The 18,315-nt window shown below is 65.5% G+C and carries 15 protein-coding genes; 8 read left to right on the top strand and 7 right to left on the bottom strand.

What is annotated here, in order from left to right; translation table 11 throughout:
- The first annotated feature begins 16 nt into the window (after positions 1–16).
- The 3 genes from CD928_RS06910 to CD928_RS06920 all read left to right on the top strand — a co-directional run bounded on the left by CD928_RS06910 (position 17) and on the right by CD928_RS06920 (position 5,194).
- Positions 17–727, top strand: a complete 711-nt coding sequence (locus tag CD928_RS06910; protein WP_095386386.1) for an adenylate cyclase — start codon at positions 17–19, stop codon at positions 725–727.
- Positions 728–797: 70 nt separating this feature from the next.
- A complete protein-coding gene (gene nadA / locus CD928_RS06915) occupies positions 798–1,787 on the top strand; it encodes a quinolinate synthase NadA (RefSeq protein ID WP_095386387.1) in 990 nt (329 codons plus the stop codon).
- Between the two features lie 848 nt (positions 1,788–2,635).
- Complete coding sequence (locus CD928_RS06920) at positions 2,636–5,194, top strand: TonB-dependent receptor (RefSeq protein WP_255247066.1); 2,559 nt, start codon at positions 2,636–2,638, stop codon at positions 5,192–5,194.
- A 111-nt stretch (positions 5,195–5,305) separates the two neighbouring features.
- On the opposite strand, the gene CD928_RS06925 is transcribed toward CD928_RS06920, so the two are convergent.
- The gene (locus CD928_RS06925; RefSeq protein ID WP_095386388.1) at positions 5,306–8,302 is read right to left on the bottom strand and encodes a TonB-dependent receptor; all 2,997 of its coding nucleotides are present in this window, start codon (positions 8,300–8,302) and stop codon (positions 5,306–5,308) included.
- A gap of 437 nt (positions 8,303–8,739) precedes the next feature.
- Between CD928_RS06925 and folE the strand changes: the two genes are divergently transcribed.
- Positions 8,740–9,339, top strand: coding sequence for a GTP cyclohydrolase I FolE (folE, locus tag CD928_RS06930; protein ID WP_095386389.1), 600 nt, complete (start codon positions 8,740–8,742; stop codon positions 9,337–9,339).
- Between the two features lie 120 nt (positions 9,340–9,459).
- Here folE and CD928_RS06935 read toward each other — a convergent pair whose 3' ends face one another.
- The 3 genes from CD928_RS06935 to CD928_RS06945 all read right to left on the bottom strand — a co-directional run bounded on the left by CD928_RS06935 (position 9,460) and on the right by CD928_RS06945 (position 12,302).
- The gene (locus tag CD928_RS06935; protein WP_095386390.1) at positions 9,460–9,918 is read right to left on the bottom strand and encodes an outer membrane protein; all 459 of its coding nucleotides are present in this window, start codon (positions 9,916–9,918) and stop codon (positions 9,460–9,462) included.
- A 228-nt stretch (positions 9,919–10,146) separates the two neighbouring features.
- Positions 10,147–11,385 (bottom strand): 23S rRNA (adenine(2503)-C(2))-methyltransferase RlmN, encoded by a 1,239-nt coding sequence (gene rlmN, locus CD928_RS06940; protein WP_176473493.1) that lies wholly within the window; start codon positions 11,383–11,385, stop codon positions 10,147–10,149.
- A gap of 173 nt (positions 11,386–11,558) precedes the next feature.
- Entirely contained in the window at positions 11,559–12,302 is a 744-nt protein-coding gene (locus CD928_RS06945; protein ID WP_095386391.1) for an SDR family oxidoreductase, read from the bottom strand.
- A gap of 116 nt (positions 12,303–12,418) precedes the next feature.
- On the opposite strand from CD928_RS06945, the gene CD928_RS06950 reads away from it, so the two are divergent.
- Both CD928_RS06950 and CD928_RS06955 read left to right on the top strand, forming a co-directional pair.
- Positions 12,419–12,811, top strand: coding sequence for a helix-turn-helix domain-containing protein (locus CD928_RS06950; RefSeq protein ID WP_095386392.1), 393 nt, complete (start codon positions 12,419–12,421; stop codon positions 12,809–12,811).
- Positions 12,812–12,824: 13 nt separating this feature from the next.
- Entirely contained in the window at positions 12,825–13,526 is a 702-nt protein-coding gene (locus CD928_RS06955; protein ID WP_095386513.1) for an isoprenylcysteine carboxylmethyltransferase family protein, read from the top strand.
- A gap of 6 nt (positions 13,527–13,532) precedes the next feature.
- Here CD928_RS06955 and CD928_RS06960 read toward each other — a convergent pair whose 3' ends face one another.
- Positions 13,533–13,862, bottom strand: a complete 330-nt coding sequence (locus CD928_RS06960; RefSeq protein WP_095386393.1) for a UrcA family protein — start codon at positions 13,860–13,862, stop codon at positions 13,533–13,535.
- Positions 13,863–14,014: 152 nt separating this feature from the next.
- On the opposite strand from CD928_RS06960, the gene CD928_RS06965 reads away from it, so the two are divergent.
- Positions 14,015–14,896, top strand: a complete 882-nt coding sequence (locus CD928_RS06965; RefSeq protein ID WP_095386394.1) for a LysR family transcriptional regulator — start codon at positions 14,015–14,017, stop codon at positions 14,894–14,896.
- A 4-nt stretch (positions 14,897–14,900) separates the two neighbouring features.
- On the opposite strand, the gene CD928_RS06970 is transcribed toward CD928_RS06965, so the two are convergent.
- Complete coding sequence (locus CD928_RS06970; protein ID WP_095386514.1) at positions 14,901–15,392, bottom strand: hypothetical protein; 492 nt, start codon at positions 15,390–15,392, stop codon at positions 14,901–14,903.
- Between the two features lie 172 nt (positions 15,393–15,564).
- Between CD928_RS06970 and dnaN the strand changes: the two genes are divergently transcribed.
- Positions 15,565–16,680: a DNA polymerase III subunit beta gene (gene dnaN / locus CD928_RS06975; RefSeq protein WP_053552906.1), complete on the top strand. Its 1,116-nt coding sequence runs from the start codon at positions 15,565–15,567 to the stop codon at positions 16,678–16,680.
- A 134-nt stretch (positions 16,681–16,814) separates the two neighbouring features.
- Here dnaN and CD928_RS06980 read toward each other — a convergent pair whose 3' ends face one another.
- Positions 16,815–18,155, bottom strand: coding sequence for a sorbosone dehydrogenase family protein (locus tag CD928_RS06980; protein ID WP_095386395.1), 1,341 nt, complete (start codon positions 18,153–18,155; stop codon positions 16,815–16,817).
- Between the last annotated feature and the right edge of the window lie 160 nt (positions 18,156–18,315).

Here is an 18,315-nt window from a genome sequence, read left to right on the forward strand (position 1 = left end):
ATCGGGAGATGCGGATATGGCGACAGCGGGGGGCGCGGCAAGCGCCGAACGATTCTGGCAACGGATGGCGATCGGCCTCGCCATCTTCATCGTCTTTGGCTTTCTGCAATTCACGGCGCGCGGGTTCGTCGATCCACTGCGTGCGCCCGCCTGGGTGCATCTGCACGGGCTCGCGATGCTTGGCTGGCTCGCGCTGCTGATCGTCCAGCCGTCGCTGGTCTCGCGAAGCAATCTCGCGCTCCATCGCCGGCTCGGCTGGGTCGGCGCCGGGCTCGCGCTCGTCATCACCGTCCTCGGCGTCTTCACCGGCGTCATGGCGCTGGTGCTGCACCGCCAGCCGCCCTTTTTCACGCTGCCCTATTTCCTGGCGCTGACAACGATCGAATCATTGGTGTTCGGGGCGATGGCTGCCTGGGCGATCCGGCGGCGGCGCGCGACCGCCTGGCACCGGCGGCTGATGATCGGGGCGACGATCGTCGTCCTCGAACCCGCGCTCGGTCGGCTGCTGCCGATCCCGCTGATGGGCGCTTGGGCCGAACCGGTGGTCGCGCTGTGCCAGCTTGCGGCGGTCGCCATCGTCGCCGTCTATGACTGGCGGACGCGCGGCGCCATCCATCCGGCGACCTGGGCGATCGCGGCGGTTGTCATCGCGACGCGCATCGCCATATCGCTGCTTGCCATGACGCCTCCCGTCATCGCGCTCGCGGCGCGGCTCGCCGGCGATTGATACGCCGAATTGCCCTGCCGGGGGACGCGGTGTAGGAGGCCCGTGGCCAACGCCACGACAAGGACAAGCCATGACTGCTCCCATCCGCGAAAATCTTTCGGGTCTCGACCTGCGCGCCGAGATCGACCGGCTGCGCAAGGACCGCAACGCCGTGATCCTGGCGCATTATTACCAGAAGCCCGAGATTCAGGACCTCGCCGATTTCGTCGGCGACAGCCTCGAACTGTCGCGCAAGGCGGCGGACACCGACGCCGACGTCATCGCCTTCTGCGGCGTCAAGTTCATGGCCGAGACGGCAAAGATACTGAGCCCCGAAAAGATCGTCGTGCTGCCCGACATGGACGCGGGATGCAGCCTCGAGGACAGCTGCCCGCCCGAACAGTTCAAGCGCTTCCGCGCCGAGCATCCCGATCATATCGCGCTGACCTACATCAACTGCTCGGCGGCGGTGAAGGCGCTCTCCGACATCATCGTCACCTCGTCGAGCGCCGAGACGATCATCAGCCAGATCCCCGAGAGCCAGCCGATCATATTCGGCCCCGACCGTCACCTCGGCGGCTATCTGAACCGCAAGTTCGGGCGCGAGATGCTGCTGTGGCCGGGCGTGTGCATCGTGCACGAGGCGTTCAGCGAGACCGAGCTTCTGAAGCTGAAGGCGCAGCATCCGGGCGCGCCGGTCGCGGCGCACCCCGAATGCCCGCCGCACATCATCGACCATGCCGATTATGTCGGGTCGACGAGCGGCATATTGCAGTTCGCGAAGAGCTTTCCGGGCGACACGCTGATCGTCGCGACCGAGCCCCACATCATCCATCAGATGGAAAAGGCGCTGCCCGATAAGACTTTCATCGGCGCGCCGGGCGCGGACGGCAACTGCAATTGCAATATCTGCCCCTATATGGCGCTCAACACGATGGAGAAGCTCTACCTCGCGCTGCGCGATCTCCAGCCGCGGATCGAGATGGACGAGGAACTGCGCCTGGGTGCGAAGAAGAGCCTCGACCGCATGCTGGAGATGGCGTCGGGCACGGTGGGCAAGGGCGACCTCGGACGCGCGTGATCCCCGAGTCGGGGATCGAAACGTCCGAGTCGCTTTTATGCCGAGGCCAAAAAGGTCCCGCTTCGAATCCGAAAATGTTGCGCTGCTGTTACAAAAATGCTGCGCAGCAAAGCCAAGTTGCTAATGCCGGACTTATCCACAAGCGTGGCGGTTTTCGGCGTGTTTTTTGTTGGCGGCCCACGGGCTTCGTGTCAGCTTCCAATCATCGGACGACAGAGACGTCGGACCACCGGGACGCGAAGGATGGTTGCAAGACCAACCCGAAGGGAACGGAGCGGATCGACGAGGACGTAGACCGATACTCCGGTCACGGAACGCAGCAATTCCCACGAGTTGAAGCGAACCCGACCGGAATGGAAATGCAGTCCATCGCCGGACAAGAGCGACTGCTTCGGCAGAGGCTCGGACCAGATGATGAAGGGCTTTCCAGGTGCGGCCGGCCCCCGAAAGGGGGCCGACCAAACCGCCGCCGGATTGGTTCCGTGCGCGCGGCGACGGATCGTTTTGCGGGCCGCTGATCGCAAGAGAAGCGGGCCGGGATGAATCGGAGCGAGCGGCTGGAAGCAAAAACCGGATAGTGGGGGTTGGCAGCGATGCCGGCCCCCATTTCGTATGGGAGGCAAGGCCAAGCGGCCGCTATCGGCAATCCACGGCATCGCGTCCGGCAGCCTGCTGCGCCGCTTCCGTAACGTAAACTGTTGCTTTTTAGCCACAAATGCGCGGCGAAATCGGCCAGTATCGGCGCGCCGCGTTGACCTTGCGGGCCGGCGTATTACAGCCATCAGTCACCGGTGGAGCATCCCCTCCTGAGGCCATAGGGCCCGAGCTTCGCCGGTTGGAGAGACATGATGACTTTGCGCAACCTGCTGTTGGGCGCCACCATGCTGTGCGCCGCGACGACCTCCGCTTTCGCCTTCGCCCAGGATGCCGCGCCCGCGGACGATGCCGCAGCGCCGGCCGATACCATCGATTACGGCAACGACATCATCGTCACCGCGTCGAAGCGGTCGCAGACGTTGCAGGACACGCCGGTCGCCGTTTCGGTGACCTCGGCCGCCGATATCCAGAATTCGCAGATCCGCGACCTTATCGACCTCCAGAGCTCGGTCCCGAGCCTGCGCGTCGGCCAACTCCAGTCGAGCGCCAACACCAATTTCATCATCCGCGGCTTCGGTAACGGCGCGAACAACGCGGGGATCGAACCGTCGGTCGGCGTCTTCATCGACGGCGTCTATCGCTCGCGCTCGGCCGCCCAGATCGGCGACCTTCCGAATGTCGAGCGTATCGAGGTGCTGCGCGGCCCGCAGTCGACGCTGTTCGGCAAGAACGCCTCGGCGGGCGTGATCAGCATCATCACGCAGAAGCCGCAGTTCGAATTCGGCGGCTCGCTCGAGGCGAGCTACGGCAATTATGACGCGATCGTCGTCAAGGGCGACATCACCGGCCCGATCAGCGACACGCTCGCCTTCTCGATCGGCGGCAACTACAACCGCCGCGACGGCTATGCCCGCGACCTCCACCTCGACCAGGACGTCAACGACCGCAACCGCTGGGGCGTTCGTGGTCAGCTGCTGTTCGAGCCGAGCGACACGCTGTCGATCCGCCTGATCGGCGATTACGACAAGATCGACGAGAATTGCTGCATCGCGGGCAATGTCGTTGCCGGCCCGACGGTGGCGATCACCAACGCGCTGGTTGGCGGCCCGAGCGTCGATGCCAACAACCCCTTCTCCTACGACGTCTACAACAACTTCCTGTCGGAGAACCGGATCAAGAACTACGGCGGGTCGGCGCAGATCGACTATGATCTCGGCAACATGGCGCTGACCTCGATCACCGCCTATCGCGAGGTGCGCTCCTTCGCCAACCAGGATTCGGACTTCACCGCCGCAGACCTCATCGGCCGCAAGAGCGACGACGTCGCGATCAACACCTTCACCCAGGAAGCGCGCCTGACGTCGGACTTCGACGGCCCGGTCAACTTCCTGCTCGGCGGCTATTATTTCAACGAAAAGATCGACCAGAAGAACCAGCTCTTCTTCGGCGACGATTTCCGCAATTACGGCAATGCGCTGATCCAGGCGGCGAGCGGCGGGGCGCTGAGCGTGCCGGCGCTCGAAACCTTCCTGGGAACCTTCGACGGGAACCCGGCGCAATATGCGGGCCGTTTCTTCCGCGCCGGTGACGGCTTCGACGAAGCCTATCGGATGAAGAACACGTCGTGGTCGATCTTCGGCACGGTCGATTTCGAGCTCACCGACCGGCTGACCTTCACCGCGGGCGCCAACTATACGCAGGACCGCAAGCGCTTCTCGACCGACGTGGTCAGCACCGACACCTTCTCGGCGATCGACCTCGACGCGCCGCAATATACGCCCTTCCGTCAGGCGCTTCTCGTCGGGGCGGGCGTCGATCCGGTCACGGCCGCCTATCTGGCCGCGAACCCGACGATCACATTGCCCGACGGCAGCAGCGCCAACCCCCTCGCTGGGCTGAAGGATTTCCAGTTCCTGCCGCCCTTCCTCAACGTCCCGAACGCGGTCGAGCCCGGCAAGACGCACGACAAGGATCTCGCCTGGAGCGCGCGCCTGGCCTATGAACTGACCGACACGGTCAACGTCTATGCGACCTATGCGACGGGCTTCAAGGCGAGCTCGATCAACCTGTCGCGCGACAGCCGCCCGCTCGCGTCGGACCTCCCCGCGATCGATGCCGCGGGGCTGACCACGCCGAACCTCGTCGGTGGCACGCGCTTCGCGGGGCCGGAGGAATCCGAAGTCTATGAAGTCGGGCTCAAGGGCCAGTGGTCGGTCGCGGCGGTCAACCTCGCGGTGTTCAAGCAGTCGATCAAGGGCTTCCAGTCGAACATCTTCACCGGCACCGGCTTCGCGCTCGCCAACGCCGGCAAGCAGTCGACCTGGGGCGTCGAGTTCGACGGATCGGTGCGACCGGTCGACGGGCTCAACCTGACGCTCGCCGTGACCTGGCTCGACCCCAAGTATGACAGCTTCACCGGCTCGGCCTTCGGCGATATTTCGGGCACCAAGCCTTCGGGCATCCCCGACCTGTCGGCGGCGATGGGGGCGACCTATACCGCCGAGGTCGGCGACGGAAACCGCGCGATCTTCCACGTCGACTATCTCTACGAAAGCCCGACGCGCCTGGTCGACGGCCTGCAGGGTTTCCCCACCGGCTTCTCCGACCAGTTCAAGCGCGAGGTGAACCAGCTCAACGCCTCCTTCACCTTCGCGCTGAACAACGGGCTGGAACTCGGGGTGTGGGGCCGCAACCTGACCAATGCGCGCTATCTGACGACGATCTTCCCCGCCGTCGCGCAGTCGGGCAGCGTCTCGGGCTACCCCAGCCAGCCGCGCACCTATGGCGTGACCGGCCGCTTCAAATTCTGATCGGGCAGGGCAGGGCGGTCCTTCCGCTCCGCCCGTCTCTCTGGGCAAAGAAAAACCCCGGTCCCTCCATCGAGGGGCCGGGGTCTTTCTTTGGCCGGTGTCTTCGTCAGATCAGAAGCGCACCCCCGCCGCGATGCCGTAGCGGCGCGGTTCGAGCGTGAAGATGTTGGTGTAGTTCCCCGACGATTGGTCGGTGATGTAAAGGCCGGTGACGCTGTTCGCATCGAAGATGTTCTGGATGAACCCCTTCACGAACCATTTGTCGTCGGCGCCGTTCAGCTGCAGCTGCGCATTGACCTGGGCATAGCCTTTGATCTTGTTGACGTTGCCGTTGAAGATGCTGCCATAGCTGTCGCCGGTGTAGGCGAGGTCGAAGCGCGGGACGAGCGTCATGTCGCCCATATGCGCAGTGTACTGGACGCCGGCGCTGAACTTGTAATTCGGGGCCTGCGGCAGCTTGTTGCCCTTGATGTTCACCGGAATGCCGGCGGAGAAATAATCGATGCCGCCGAACGCCGCCGGGTCGAGACCCGCGCCTGCGAAGGCACCGCTGGCCGCAGCGTCGAGAATGCCGCAGACGCTGAACGCGCCGGTGGACGCGATCCCGCTGTTGGCCCCGAAGCCGGTAGTTCCCTGCAGGCCGGCGCCCGGACGGATGTCGTCGCCGTTGTAAACGCCGTTCTGGTCGAGATCGATGCCGCCGTTGATGACGGTGTTGACCGTGTTCACGAAGGCATTCACGCCGGCGGCATTGCCCGAGGACGACGCGACCGCGCAGTTGGCCGCGTTGGTGATGTCCTTGATGATCACCGCATCATCGCGGCCGCCGCCGAAATCGCGCGGGTTGCTGGTGAACTTGTCGCTCGACACCTTGGTATGGAGATAGCTGAAGCCCAGGTTGACGACCCAGTCCGGATCGGGCCGGATCATGGCTTCGGCCTCGAAGCCGTAGATGTCGGCGTCCACATTGTCGTTGACCGCGGTACGGGCAACGATCTTGCTGAGCTGCAGATCCTTGTACTTGTAGTAGAAGGCGGTGAGGTTGAGCTGCAGCGCGCCGTTGCCGAAGGCGTTCTTCGACCCGATTTCGAAGGCGTCGACCTGCTCTGGCGCGAAGGATTCGGGCACCGCGAACACGGGTTGCAGCGGCGGGTTGATGCCGCCCGATTTATAGCCCCGCGAATAGGAGGCGTAGAGGAGGTTATCCTCGGTCACCTTGAAATCGAGGACCGCGCGGCCCGTCCATTCGCTGAACTTGACCGTGCGTCCCTGGATGATCTGGTTTCCGGGCGTGCCGGGGTCGGCATCGAAGCTGCCGACGAAGGGCGAATCGAACGCCGTGCCGGTCTGGCCGAAGGGCACGAGGAAGCTCGCCAGCGTCGAGCGCGCGAGCACGCTCTTCTTGTCGTTGTTGTAGCGCAGGCCGGCGGTCAGCTTCAGCCGGTCGTTCACCTCGAAATAGGCTTCGCCGAAGATGCCGTAGGATTTGATCTTCAGATCGTCGGTGTTGTTGCGGAAGAAAGGCGTGCCGAGGAAGGACGGCGGCAGGCCGTTGGCATAGGAACTGAACGCTCCCAGGACACCCGTCAGATAATCGATCGGGAAGGCGTTCACATAATAGCTGTTCTCGGTCAGGTGATAGTCGGCATAGATGCCGCCGAGCAGGAAGTTGAACGGCCCGTCGAGGTCGCTGGTCAGGATCGCCTCGGTCGACCAGCTGCTGTTATACTGGTTCGACCGGTCGAACTGGAGCGACTGGTCGGAGCAGATGCTGTTGCCGCCGAAGCTGCCGAGGCCGCTGTCGTCCGAAAGCGAGGTGCAGAGCTGGCCGGTCGGGCCGTTCGGAATGATCGACGCCGCCACCGGCGCCAGATAGGCCGAAATGCCCGGAATCAGACCGTCGAGCGCCCCGCTGGCACCCAGCTGCAGGAAATTCAGGCCGCTCGCATAGAGCGACCGGTCGCCGACGTTGCTGTTGTAGTCCTGCTGCGCTTCGAGCTTGACCTTCTGATACTGGCCCGACACCTGCAGCGACACGGGGCCGAAATTATGTTCGATCTGGCCCTGCAGGATCAGTTCGCTGGTGAAATAGCTGGGCGTATAGGCGGTATTCACCGTCCGCGAATCCGCTGGGATCGTCGTATTGGCATAGACGTCGGAGCCATAGAGGCTGCCGAGCGCGAAAATCGTCGGAATACCCCGGATCGCCAGGAACTCCTTCGACGTCAGCGCGGCGGTGAAGGTCGCGTTGCCGTTGAACGGCGAATTGTCGAGCCGCGTGTTCAGACAGCCGAGGATGCCGGTCGGGTCGCGCTGGCACAGCTGCTTCTGGATGCGGGTGCGCTGGTCCTTTTCGCGGAAATAGGACGCCATCAGGTCGATCGTCGTGTCCGACGTCGGCTCCCAGCGCAGCGAGCCGCGGACCGAATAGAGGTCGCGATCGTCGATGCGGGTATTGAGGAAGGTGTTCTTCGTATAGCCGTCGCGGTTGAGGTAAATGCCGGCGACGCGAATGCCCGCGGTGTCACCCAGCGGGATGTTGATCATCGCCTTGCCCTTCATCGAATCATAATTGCCGTATTCGGCTTCGGCAGATCCTTCGAAGGTGCCCAGCTTGGGCTTGGCGGTGATGACGTTGACCACGCCCGAGGTCGCGTTGCGGCCGAACAGCGTGCCCTGCGGGCCGCGCAGCACCTCGACGCGCTCGAGGTCGAAGAATTCGGTTTCGAACAGGCGGGTCGAGAACAGCGGGTCGCCGTTCAGGTGGATCGCGGTCGCGCTGTCGCAGGTCGTGCCGACGCAAAGGTCGCCGATACCGCGGATGGTGAAGCTCGCGCCGGTGAAGTTGGTCTTGGTGAAGGTGACGTTCGGCAGCGTCAACTGCAGGTCCGACGGCGTCTTGATCTGCTGCGCTTCGAGCGCTTCGGACGAGAAGGCGCTGACGGCGATCGGCACGTCCTGCAGACGTTCCGACTGGCGCTGCGCGGTGACGACGATCTCGCCGCCGAAAGCATCGCGCGCCGTATCATCAGCCGCATCCTGCGCGAACGCCGGTGTCGTGACCGCCATCGCCAGGACCGAGGTTCCGATCAGTGCCTTGAACTTCATCTATTGCCTCCCTGTTTCGACCCCGCGATGTGCGGGGCCGCCCAACGTCAAATTGTGGTAAGGGGAAGGGGCATGACCGGGCGCAGCCACGGACACCGGACCTGATCGGTCGGGTGCCGGCATTGATCCCACCTGCCAGCTGTGCTGGTCATCGTCCTCTCCCACCGGCGTCGGGGAAAAACGCCGGCCTCTCCGGATTACGGCCCGCTTGAGCGGACTCTGTAAGACCCCAAAGGTGCTCCGAGTTGACGAAAGCGTCAAGTCACTTGTTCATAAGAGCAAAGCACAAGAATATCGCGCGACTCCAAGGGGTAAAAAGGTCCCGATTCCGCAACGTAAACTTGGCCGAAGGCTCGAAATTCTTGTCGCCGGGCCCTTGCGCAACGCGCCGATTGGCCCGACATGTGCGACATGATAGCAACAGTGAAAGCGGGGTCATGACGCAGGATGTCGAACTGGGAACGGACGGCAAGGTCGTCGTTCCGGATCATGTCGCGGAGGCGGTCCGGACGCTGATCGAATGGGCCGGCGACGACCCGACGCGCGAGGGACTGCTCGATACGCCGAAGCGCGTCGCGCGCGCGTGGAAGGAATATTGTCAGGGCTATGGCGAGGACCCCTCGGCCCACCTGTCGCGCACCTTTCAGGAAGTCGGCGGCTATGACGAGATCGTCCTGCTGCGCGACATTCCGTTCCAGTCGCATTGCGAACATCATATGGCGCCGATCACCGGCAAGGCGTCGATCGCCTATCTGCCCAAGGACCGCGTCGTCGGCATTTCCAAGCTCGCCCGCGTCCTCAACGGCTTCGCACGGCGGCTGCAGGTGCAGGAGCGACTGACCGCCGAGGTTGCGCAGTGCATCTGGGAAAATCTGCACCCGCAGGGCGTGGCGGTCGTGATCGACGCGCAGCACGGCTGCATGACGGGCCGCGGTGTCCGCACGCCCGGGGTCGGCATGGTCACCAGCCGTCTGCTCGGCTGCTTCCTCGAGGACGAGCGCAGCCGCAAGGAAGTGCTGAGCCTGATGGGCTATTGATCGGCGGGTTGCGGCGGTTAGCCGCCATTTGCTTCCGGCTGCCCGACCCTCCACCACCCAAATAAAAAGGGGCGGCCCCGCGGGGCCGCCCCTTCCTGTTTTCGCGTCCGTCCGAACGGATCAGAAGGCGAAGCCGACGCCGACGGCGAAGCTGTCGAAGTCGCTGAAGTTGCCGATGAACTGGTGGCGATACTCGAGCTTGCCGTAGAGGTTGGTGCCCAGCTTGTGCTCATAGCCGACGCCCGCATAGGGATCGTCGATGTCGCTGAAGGTGTAACCGCCGGCGGCGTAGAGCTTGCCCTTTTCGCCGACCTTGGTGCCGAAGCGGCCACCGGCCGAGAACTGGACGTCGGCGCCGTCGATCAGCACCTTGTCGCCGGCGACTTCGGCGCCGACGAAGGTCGTCGAACCGAGGTCGAAGTCATAGCCGGCCGCGACGCCGAGGGTGGCGTCGTCGAGGCCGCTGCCGGTGACGTAACCGCCGCGCACTTCGACCCGGCCTTCGCCGCCTTCGGCAGCCATGGCGGGGACAGCAACGACGGCCGAGAGGAGAGCGGCTGCAACTGCGAACTTCTTCATTTTCTATTCCTTTTCTCTGATCTGGACCACGCCCTTTGGGTCGCGGCCCGCGCCCTAGATGGCGTTCGCACCTGTCGCGTCAATGAATGCGCCGTTCAGAATATGACAATTTTCTTACCTGTGTTGTTTTTGCAACACAGCATAGGTATGCGCGGTGGCGATCGGGTGCGCCCTTTCGCGAATGCGGGCAGCGGCAGCTCCGGCGGATGTTCGGAACGGGCGCGGGCGTCAGCCCAGCGCCGCCTGCTTTTCTTCGGCGATCCGGTCGAGTTCGGCGCGGGTCGGCTTGGTCGCGGCGCTCTTGAGCTGGCCGCAGGCGGCCATGATGTCGCGCCCGCGCGGGGTGCGGATCGGGGCCGAGATGCCGGCCTCGAAAATCCGGTTGCTGAAGGCGCGCACGCGCTCGGGCGACGAGCATTCATAGGGCGCGCCGGGCCAGGGGTTGAAGGGGATCAGGTTGACCTTCGCGGGCAGCTTGTACTGCTTGAGGAGGCGGACGAGCTCGCGCGCATCGGCGTCGCTGTCGTTCTTGTCCTTCAGCATCACATATTCGAAGGTGATGCGCCGCGCGTTGTTGGCGCCGGGATAGGCGGCGCAGGCGGCGAGCAGCTCCTCGATGCCATATTTGCGGTTGAGCGGCACGATCTCGTCTCGCACCTCTTTGTTCACCGCGTGGAGCGAGACCGCGAGGTTGACGCCGATCTCCTCGCCCGCGCGCGCCATCATCGGGACGACGCCGCTCGTCGACAGGGTGATGCGCCGCTTCGACAGCGCCAGGCCGTCGCCGTCCATGACGATCTTCAGCGCGCCCTTGACCTCATCGAAATTATAGAGCGGCTCGCCCATCCCCATCATCACGATGTTGGTGAGCATGCGGCCGTCGGCGGTGTAATGGCCCGCGTCGTCGTCCTCGTCGTCGGCATCGGGGGCCGACGCCATCGTTCCCTTCGGCCATTCGCCGAGCGCGTCGCGCGCGAGCAACACCTGTCCGACGATCTCGCCCGCGGAGAGGTTGCGGACGAGGCGCATCGTGCCGGTGTGGCAGAAGCGGCAATTGAGCGTGCAGCCGACCTGGCTCGACACGCACAAGGTTCCCCGGTCGGCGTCGGGGATGAACACCATTTCATATTCCTGGCCGTCGGCGGCGGCCAGCAGCCATTTGCGCGTGCCGTCGTTCGACACCTGCGCGGTGACGACGGTCGGGCGGCCGACGATGAAGCGCTCGGTCAGCCACGGGCGCATCGTCTTGGCGATGTCGGTCATCGCGTCGAATTCGGTGACGCCGCGGTGATAGATCCAGTGCCAAATCTGCTTGCCGCGCAGCTTCGCCGCCTTGGCGTCGAGCCCGGCCTCTTCGAGCGCGCCGCGAATCCCCTCGCGCGTCAGGCCGACAAGGTCGACGCGATTGCCGCCGCGCAGCGGAACGGTGCCCGTGGTGATCGGGTCGATATGGCCGGGGATCTGCATGATGCGCGCGCATATAGGGGGGAAGGAGGAAAAGCGCAATCTCAAGCCCCTCCCCTTTAGGGGAGGGGTTGGGGKGGGGCCGTCGGTCTTGCGCAAGGTCGACGGCCCCACCCGCTGCGACTAACGAACAAGTTCGTAAGTCTCGCGCTCTCCCCTGAAGGGGAGGGTGTAGATTAGAGGGCCTTCAGAAACGCCAGCCGCTCGGCCACCGCGCCGTCGGCTTCGGCGTTGCGCAGCGGCAGGACATTCTGCACGAGGATTTCGGCCGGCGTCGGCTCTGCCGCGAACAAGGCCATCACCTCGTCGGCGAAGGCGTCGAGCGGCATATAGGCCTCGCGCGTCGACTGGCCCGGGGTCAGTTCGGTGCGTACCGCGGGCGGGGCGAGTTCGATCACCTCGACCTGGCCCTCCAATTGGACGCGCAGCGCTTGCGTATAGCTGTGCAGCGCCGCCTTGGTCGCTGAATAGGTCGGCGCCTTGGGCAGCGGCACGAAGGCGAGACCCGAGGTGACGTTGACGATCGCGCTGTCGGGCGCGGCCACGAGATGGTCGATCAGCGCGTCGATCAGCCGGATCGGGCCGAGCAGATTGGTGACGACGGTGGTCTCGGCGTCGGCCAGGTCGCGTTCGGCGCCCGCCGCTTCGTACATCATCACGCCGGCATTGTTGACGAGGATGTTGAGCGCCGGAAATCGGGCGATCATCGCCTTCGCGAAGGCGGCGATGGCGTCCGGGTCGGTGACGTCGAGCGTCATCGCGTGGAGGTTCGCGCGGTCCGCGACCGCGGCCTCGAGCTTCGTCGCGTTGCGGCCGGTGATGATGACGGTGTTGCCTGCATCGTGCCAGCGCTGCGCGAGCGCGAGCCCGATGCCCGAGCCGCCGCCGGAGAGGAGGATGGTGTTGCCTGTGGTCTTCATGGGGAGATCCTCGCTTGGGGGTGGTGAGGAGGCCTATTTATGCTTATACTCTCCAAAAGAAAGTAGGCACCCGAAAGTGCTATAGTTACCTTAAAGAGAGAAATGGATTTTCCGACATGCCGCAGTCCGAAAAACGACCCTACGATCCCGATGCGCCGGTCGACCCGCGCGTCGAAACGCTCGTCAACGAGCTGATCGGGCGAGTCGCCGACAAATGGACTCTGCTCGTGCTCGAGGAGCTGGAGGAGCATGGCACCTGCCGTTTCACCCGCCTCGCGCAGCTCGTTCCGGGCATCAGCCAGAAGATGCTGACCCAGACGCTCCGCGCGATGGAGCGCGACGGGCTCGTCCACCGTACCGTTCATCCGGTGATCCCGCCCAAGGTCGAATATCGGCTGACCGAGCTGGGCCAGAGCCTCGGCGAAGCCTTTTGCGGCGTCTGGCACTGGGCCGAGGCGCATCTGCGCGAAGTGGAAGCGGCGCGGACGGCGTTCGACACGCGCGGTTGAAAGGGCCCGGATGATGGACACGCCGCACGATCCTCCGCCGATGCCGCCGGCAAAGATAGTCGTCTATGCGATCACTCTGCCGCTCTCGCTGCTGCTGCTGATCTTTTGGCCCGCGGGTTCGCTCGGTTGGCGGCCGGGCTGGCTGTTCGTCGCCGTCGTGGTGATCGGCTTCGGCGTGTCGGGGCTGGTCCTCGCGCGCGTCAATCCGGTGATCTATCGCGCGCGCAGCCGGTTCCAGCCGGGGACGAAGGGCTGGGACAAGGCGCTGCTCGCGGTCATCCTGCCCGCGATGGTGGCGATCCTGCCGGTCGCGGCGCTCGACGCGGGGCGCCTTCATGGGTCGCACGTGCCGCTCTGGCTCGTCGTTTCGGGCTATGCCGCGCTGCTTGGGGGGATCGCGGTCACGGCGTGGGCGCAGGCGGTCAATCCCTTCTTCGAGCCCGGGGTGCGCATCCAGTCCGAGCGGCACCAGCGGGTGATCGACAGCGGGCCGTATCGCGGTGTCCGGCATCCCGGCTATTCGGCGGCGATCCTGCTCTTCGCCGGCATGGCGCTCGCGCTCGGCAGCCTGTGGGCGCTCGTCCCCGCGCTGGTGGCGAGCGGGGTGCTGATCCTGCGCACGGCGTGGGAGGATCGGCTGCTGCAACGCGAGCTGCCGGGCTATCCCGCCTACGCCGCGCGCGTCCGCTGGCGGTTGTTGCCCGGCGTCTGGTGACGCCCGCTATTTGGCGCGGGTTGTGACGCGAATCGGCCGGGCTCGCGCCGCGTCGGCGATCACCTGCTGGGCCTCGGCCGAAGCGAGCGCGCGGGTTTCGCGGCGGCATTCGCGGACGTCGTTCTTGCCTTCGAGGTCATAGTCGGGGGCGGTGCCGCATACGGAGACGACCGCGCGCCAGATACGGCGGTCGAGCGTCCGGGCGCCCTTCTCGGTCGCGAGGTCGAGGTCGGCGTGGGCCACGACCGTGGTCCTTGGTGCGGGCGTGGTCTGCGCGGTGACAGGCTGGGCAATCGGCGCGGCGGCCAGGGCGGCGAGGATCAGAAGCTTGGGCATCTCTTGTCTCCATCGTCCGGCTGTAGGGGAGGGGAGGAAGCCGGTGGAGATCCAGATAATCGATCGTTCGCGGCCCGAGGAGCAACGATGTTGCGCGGTCATTCTGCAAAATTGCAGAATGCGGTTCGCGCTGTTATTGCGCAAAAGACGCCATGTTCGATTGGGACGATCTTAAATCCTTTCTCGCGGTCGCGGAGACCGGGAGCACACTCGCCGCGGCGCAGGCGCTGCGCGTCAGCCAGACGACGGTCGCCCGGCGTATCGCGGCGCTGGAGGCGGCGACGGGCCTCAACCTGTTCGAGCGCCGGCAGGCGGGCTATGCGCTGACCCCGGTGGGCGAGGCGATGCTGGCGAGCGCGGCGGCGGTTCGCGATGCCGCCGCGCGCTTTGGCGAAGCGGCGGGCGCCCGGTCACGCGACGCGGGCGGCACCGTCAGCGTCACGACGATGGAGATTTTCGCGATCACCATCCTGCCGCCGATCCTGCGCGACCTGCGCGCGGCGCATCCCGAAATCCACATCCACCTCGACACTTCGGACGAGCCCCGCGATCTCGCCGCGGGCGCGGCGGACATCGCGATCCGCAGCAGCAAGCAGCCTGCGGGCGCAGGTCTCGTCGGGCGGCGCATCGCCGACAACCCGTGGACCGTCTATTGCAGCCGCGACTATGCCGATCTTCACGGCATCCCGCACAGCCGCGACGAGCTGGTCACCCACCCCTTCATCGGCGGCGGCGGTTCGGTGTGGGAGCCCTATCAGGCCTGGCTCAGGCAATATCGGCTCGAGGCGTCGGTGGTCATGCAATATGATTCGGCGTCGGGCCTGCTCGCCGGGGTGCGTTCGGGCATGGGGCTCACTATCCTGCCGGCTTTCCTGGCCGACCGCGAACCCGATCTCATCCGCTGCATTCCGCCCAAGACCGAGGACACGACGGGCCTGTGGCTGCTGACCCATGAGCGGCTCCGCCATGTGCCGCGGGTGCGGACGGTGCTCGATTTTCTGGCGAGCGCGTTAACGAGGCTGGGGCGGAACTAGCCACCTATCCGAGCCGCGCGCAACCCAGTGCCGCCGCGTCGATCGCGGTCGCGGCGCCGCGCAGGCGATAGGTGTCGGCGATCGCTCCGCCGCGCGTGGACACGCTCTCGACGCTCATGCTCGGCGCCGATCGCATCGCCGCGATGATCCCCGCGTCCATCCGCGTGTCGCTCGCCCAGCCGTGGACCCCGTTGCCGGTCAGGATGAAGCGGCGGCTGCCGATCGTCAGGCGCAGTTCGGCGCCGTCGCGCCGCGGCTTCGAGAGGCGGACGTAGAATTGGCCGCGGATGCGCGATTTGGGCCAATAGCCGACGCTCGCATAGCCCTTGACCTCGGGCGCGCCGATCGTCGCCGCGGGCGCCGCGATCGCGTAGCAGCGCGGGGCGGCCGGATCGCGGAAGGCGCCCCAGCCGTCGAAAACGCCGAGCGCGGTGGGCGCCGCCGCCGCGGCCACGGGAAGGGCCAGCGTCAGAAGGAATGGAAGGGCGCGCCGCATCGCACCCTCGTTTGCGCGATTGGGGATGCTTTGCAAGCATGGCTTGCGCGGCGCGGTGCGTGCGTTAAGGAAGGTGGACATTTTCAGGGGCAGGGAATCGCGGCGCCGAATCGCCCGCGAGCCGCCGCCCCTTCAGGGACTTCTCCCGAACAGGCAGGGATGACAAATTAGAATGAAAGCGACGATCGAACGCGCAGTGCTTCTGAAAAGCCTCGGCCACGTCCAGTCGGTGGTCGAACGGCGCAATACCATTCCCATCCTGTCGAACGTGCTGATCGAGGCCGACGCCTCGGGCCAATTGAAGCTGATGGCGACCGACCTCGACCTGCAGGTCGTCGAGACCGTCGCGGCGAAGGTCGAGACGCCGGGCACGACCACCGTGTCGGCGCACACCTTGTTCGAGATCGCGCGCAAGCTGCCCGAGGGCGCCGAGGTCAGCCTGTCGGCCGCCGAAGGCAAGATGCAGGTCAAGGCCGGCCGCTCGAACTTCAACCTGCCGACGCTGCCGCGCGACGATTTCCCGGTGATCGCCGAAGGCGACCTGCCGACCAGCTTCGAACTTCCGGTCGCCGAGCTGATCCAGATCATCGACAAGACGCGCTTCGCCATCTCGACCGAGGAAACGCGCTATTATCTGAACGGCATCTTCCTGCACGTCGCCGAGGATGCGACCGGCCCGGTGCTGAAGGCCGCGGCGACCGACGGTCATCGGCTGGCGCGCTACACGGTGACGCGCCCCGAAGGCGCGACCGGCATGCCCGACGTCATCGTGCCGCGCAAATGCGTCGGCGAGATCCGCAAGCTGCTCGACGAGGCCGAAGGCAATGTCGAGATCAGCCTGTCGGCGTCGAAAATCCGCTTCCAGCTCGGCAACGCCGTGCTGACCTCGAAGCTGATCGACGGCACCTTCCCCGACTACAGCCGCGTCATCCCGACCGCGAACGACAAGCTGCTCAAGGTCGATCCCAAGAGCCTGTTCCAGGGCGTCGACCGCGTCTCGACCATCGCGAGCGAAAAGACCCGCGCGGTCAAGGTCGGGCTCGACAAGGACCGCATCACGCTGAGCGTCACTAGCCCCGAGAACGGCACCGCGGCCGAGGAACTGGCGGCCGGCTATGACAGCGACGCGATGGAGATCGGTTTCAACGCGCGCTACCTGTCCGACATCCTGGGCCAGGTCGACGGCGACAGCGTCGAATTGCATCTGGCCGATGCCAACGCGCCGACGCTGATCCGCGAAAGCGAGAAGAGCCCGGCGCTCTATGTGCTGATGCCGATGCGGGTGTGACATTCCTTAAGCCCCTCCTCTTCAGAGGAGGGGTTGGGGTGGTGGCGCGCAAGATGTCCGGCACCACCCCGCTGCGACTAGCGCGCAAAGCGCGCAAGTCTCGCTGCCCCTCCTCTGAAGAGGAGGGGTTTTGCTCACCCTGCCTTCGCGACCCGCCAGATCACGCCGCCGGTATCGTCGGCGACCAGCGCGCTCCCGTCTTTCGCGACCTTGACATCGGCGGGGCGGCCGCGCGTCGTCTTGCCGTCTTTGGCTAGGAAGCCGTCGAGCAGGGTGACCGGCAGCGCATCGACGGGCTTGTCGCGCGCGCCGAACTTCACGAATACCACGCTATAGCCTGACACCGGCTCGCGGTTCCACGATCCGTGCAGCGCGATCAGCGCGCCGTTCGCCCATCGCTCGCCGAGATCGAGCCCCTCGGTGAAGGTGAAGCCGAGCGGCGCGACATGCGCGCCAAGGGCATAGTCGGGGCGCTTGACATATTGCCGGCGATCTTCGGCGTCGGGTTCGACGCGCGGGTCGACGAAGCCGCCCCAATAATACCAGGGCCAGCCGAAGAAATCGCCCTCGTCGACATTGGTCAGATAGTCGGGAACGAGGTCGGAGCCGAGCATGTCGCGTTCGTTGACGACGGTCCAGAGCTGGTCGCTGCCCGGATACCAGGCGAGGCCGACCGGGTTGCGCAGACCCGCGGCGAAGGTCCGGACATAGCCGTTCTCGGGCCGCACCTCGAGTACCGCGGCGCGGCGGAACTCGTTGTTCACGCCCTTTTCACCGATATTGCTGTCGGCGCCGACGCCGACATAGAGCCAGCCGTTCGGCGCCGCGACGAGGCTCTTGGTCCAGTGGCGGTTGGTGCCCTTCGCGGGCAGGTCGGCGATCTTCTTGGGCTTGCCCGCCATCTTCGTCGCGCCCTCGACATAGGGGAAGGCGAGCAGCGCGTCGGTGTTCGCGACATAAAGGGTGTCGCCGACCAGCGCCATGCCATAGGGCGAGTTGAGGCCGGTGATATAGGCGCTCTTGACCTCGGCCTTGCCGTCGCCGTCGGCATCGCGGAGCAGGGTGATGCGGTTCGCCGACGCGCCGCCGGCGCCGGCCTTGCTCATCAGGCTGCCCATCACCTTGCCCTCGATGCCCGAGGTATCGCGCGGCGGGCTCTGCGCTTCGGCGACGAGGATGTCGCCGTTCGGCAGCACGAAGATCGAACGCGGATGGTCCAGGCCTTCGGCGAAGCGCTGAACCGCCAGCCCCGCCGCCGCCGTCGGTGCCTGGCCTGCGGGCCAATGGGTCGCCTCGGGCACGTTCATCGTCGGGAAGGTCTCGGGCCGCTGCGCCGCCATCACCGGCACCCGCCCGCTGAGTTCGGCGGTCGAGAAGCGCGCGACGTCGGGACGCGACATCACATAGAAGGTGATCCCGCCGGCGATCAGGAGGACGACCAGGGCGAGGGCGGCATATTTCAGGATCTTGCGCATGCTGTCTGTCTACACCGGCGGATCGCGGCGGCAAAGGGGCGAAACGCGGGCGCGACAGGGTTAACAGAAAGGCGCCCGCGATTAACCTTACCTGACTGTTCATCACGGTTGGGAACGGCGCGGTCAGGGCGGATCGCTACAGCCCGGTCTCCACACGGAA

Origin of the sequence: Sphingopyxis sp. GW247-27LB, from assembly GCF_002277025.1 — a bacterium.
Taxonomy (GTDB): Bacteria; Pseudomonadota; Alphaproteobacteria; order Sphingomonadales; family Sphingomonadaceae; genus Sphingopyxis.

Excerpts from the sequence above, each read along its gene's own strand:
- CD928_RS06970 (WP_095386514.1), bottom strand. The coding sequence starts at position 15,392 with ATGCGGCGCGCCCTTCCATTCCTTCTGACGCTGGCCCTTCCCGTGGCC.
- CD928_RS06955 (WP_095386513.1), top strand. The coding sequence starts at position 12,825 with ATGGACACGCCGCACGATCCTCCGCCGATGCCGCCGGCAAAGATAGTC.
- nadA (WP_095386387.1), top strand. The coding sequence starts at position 798 with ATGACTGCTCCCATCCGCGAAAATCTTTCGGGTCTCGACCTGCGCGCC.
- dnaN (WP_053552906.1), top strand. The coding sequence starts at position 15,565 with ATGAAAGCGACGATCGAACGCGCAGTGCTTCTGAAAAGCCTCGGCCAC.
- CD928_RS06935 (WP_095386390.1), bottom strand. The coding sequence starts at position 9,918 with ATGAAGAAGTTCGCAGTTGCAGCCGCTCTCCTCTCGGCCGTCGTTGCT.
- CD928_RS06945 (WP_095386391.1), bottom strand. The coding sequence starts at position 12,302 with ATGAAGACCACAGGCAACACCATCCTCCTCTCCGGCGGCGGCTCGGGC.
- CD928_RS06965 (WP_095386394.1), top strand. The coding sequence starts at position 14,015 with ATGTTCGATTGGGACGATCTTAAATCCTTTCTCGCGGTCGCGGAGACC.
- CD928_RS06920 (WP_255247066.1), top strand. The coding sequence starts at position 2,636 with ATGACTTTGCGCAACCTGCTGTTGGGCGCCACCATGCTGTGCGCCGCG.
- CD928_RS06910 (WP_095386386.1), top strand. The coding sequence starts at position 17 with ATGGCGACAGCGGGGGGCGCGGCAAGCGCCGAACGATTCTGGCAACGG.
- CD928_RS06925 (WP_095386388.1), bottom strand. The coding sequence starts at position 8,302 with ATGAAGTTCAAGGCACTGATCGGAACCTCGGTCCTGGCGATGGCGGTC.
- rlmN (WP_176473493.1), bottom strand. The coding sequence starts at position 11,385 with ATGCAGATCCCCGGCCATATCGACCCGATCACCACGGGCACCGTTCCG.
- CD928_RS06950 (WP_095386392.1), top strand. The coding sequence starts at position 12,419 with ATGCCGCAGTCCGAAAAACGACCCTACGATCCCGATGCGCCGGTCGAC.
- folE (WP_095386389.1), top strand. The coding sequence starts at position 8,740 with ATGACGCAGGATGTCGAACTGGGAACGGACGGCAAGGTCGTCGTTCCG.
- CD928_RS06960 (WP_095386393.1), bottom strand. The coding sequence starts at position 13,862 with ATGCCCAAGCTTCTGATCCTCGCCGCCCTGGCCGCCGCGCCGATTGCC.
- CD928_RS06980 (WP_095386395.1), bottom strand. The coding sequence starts at position 18,155 with ATGCGCAAGATCCTGAAATATGCCGCCCTCGCCCTGGTCGTCCTCCTG.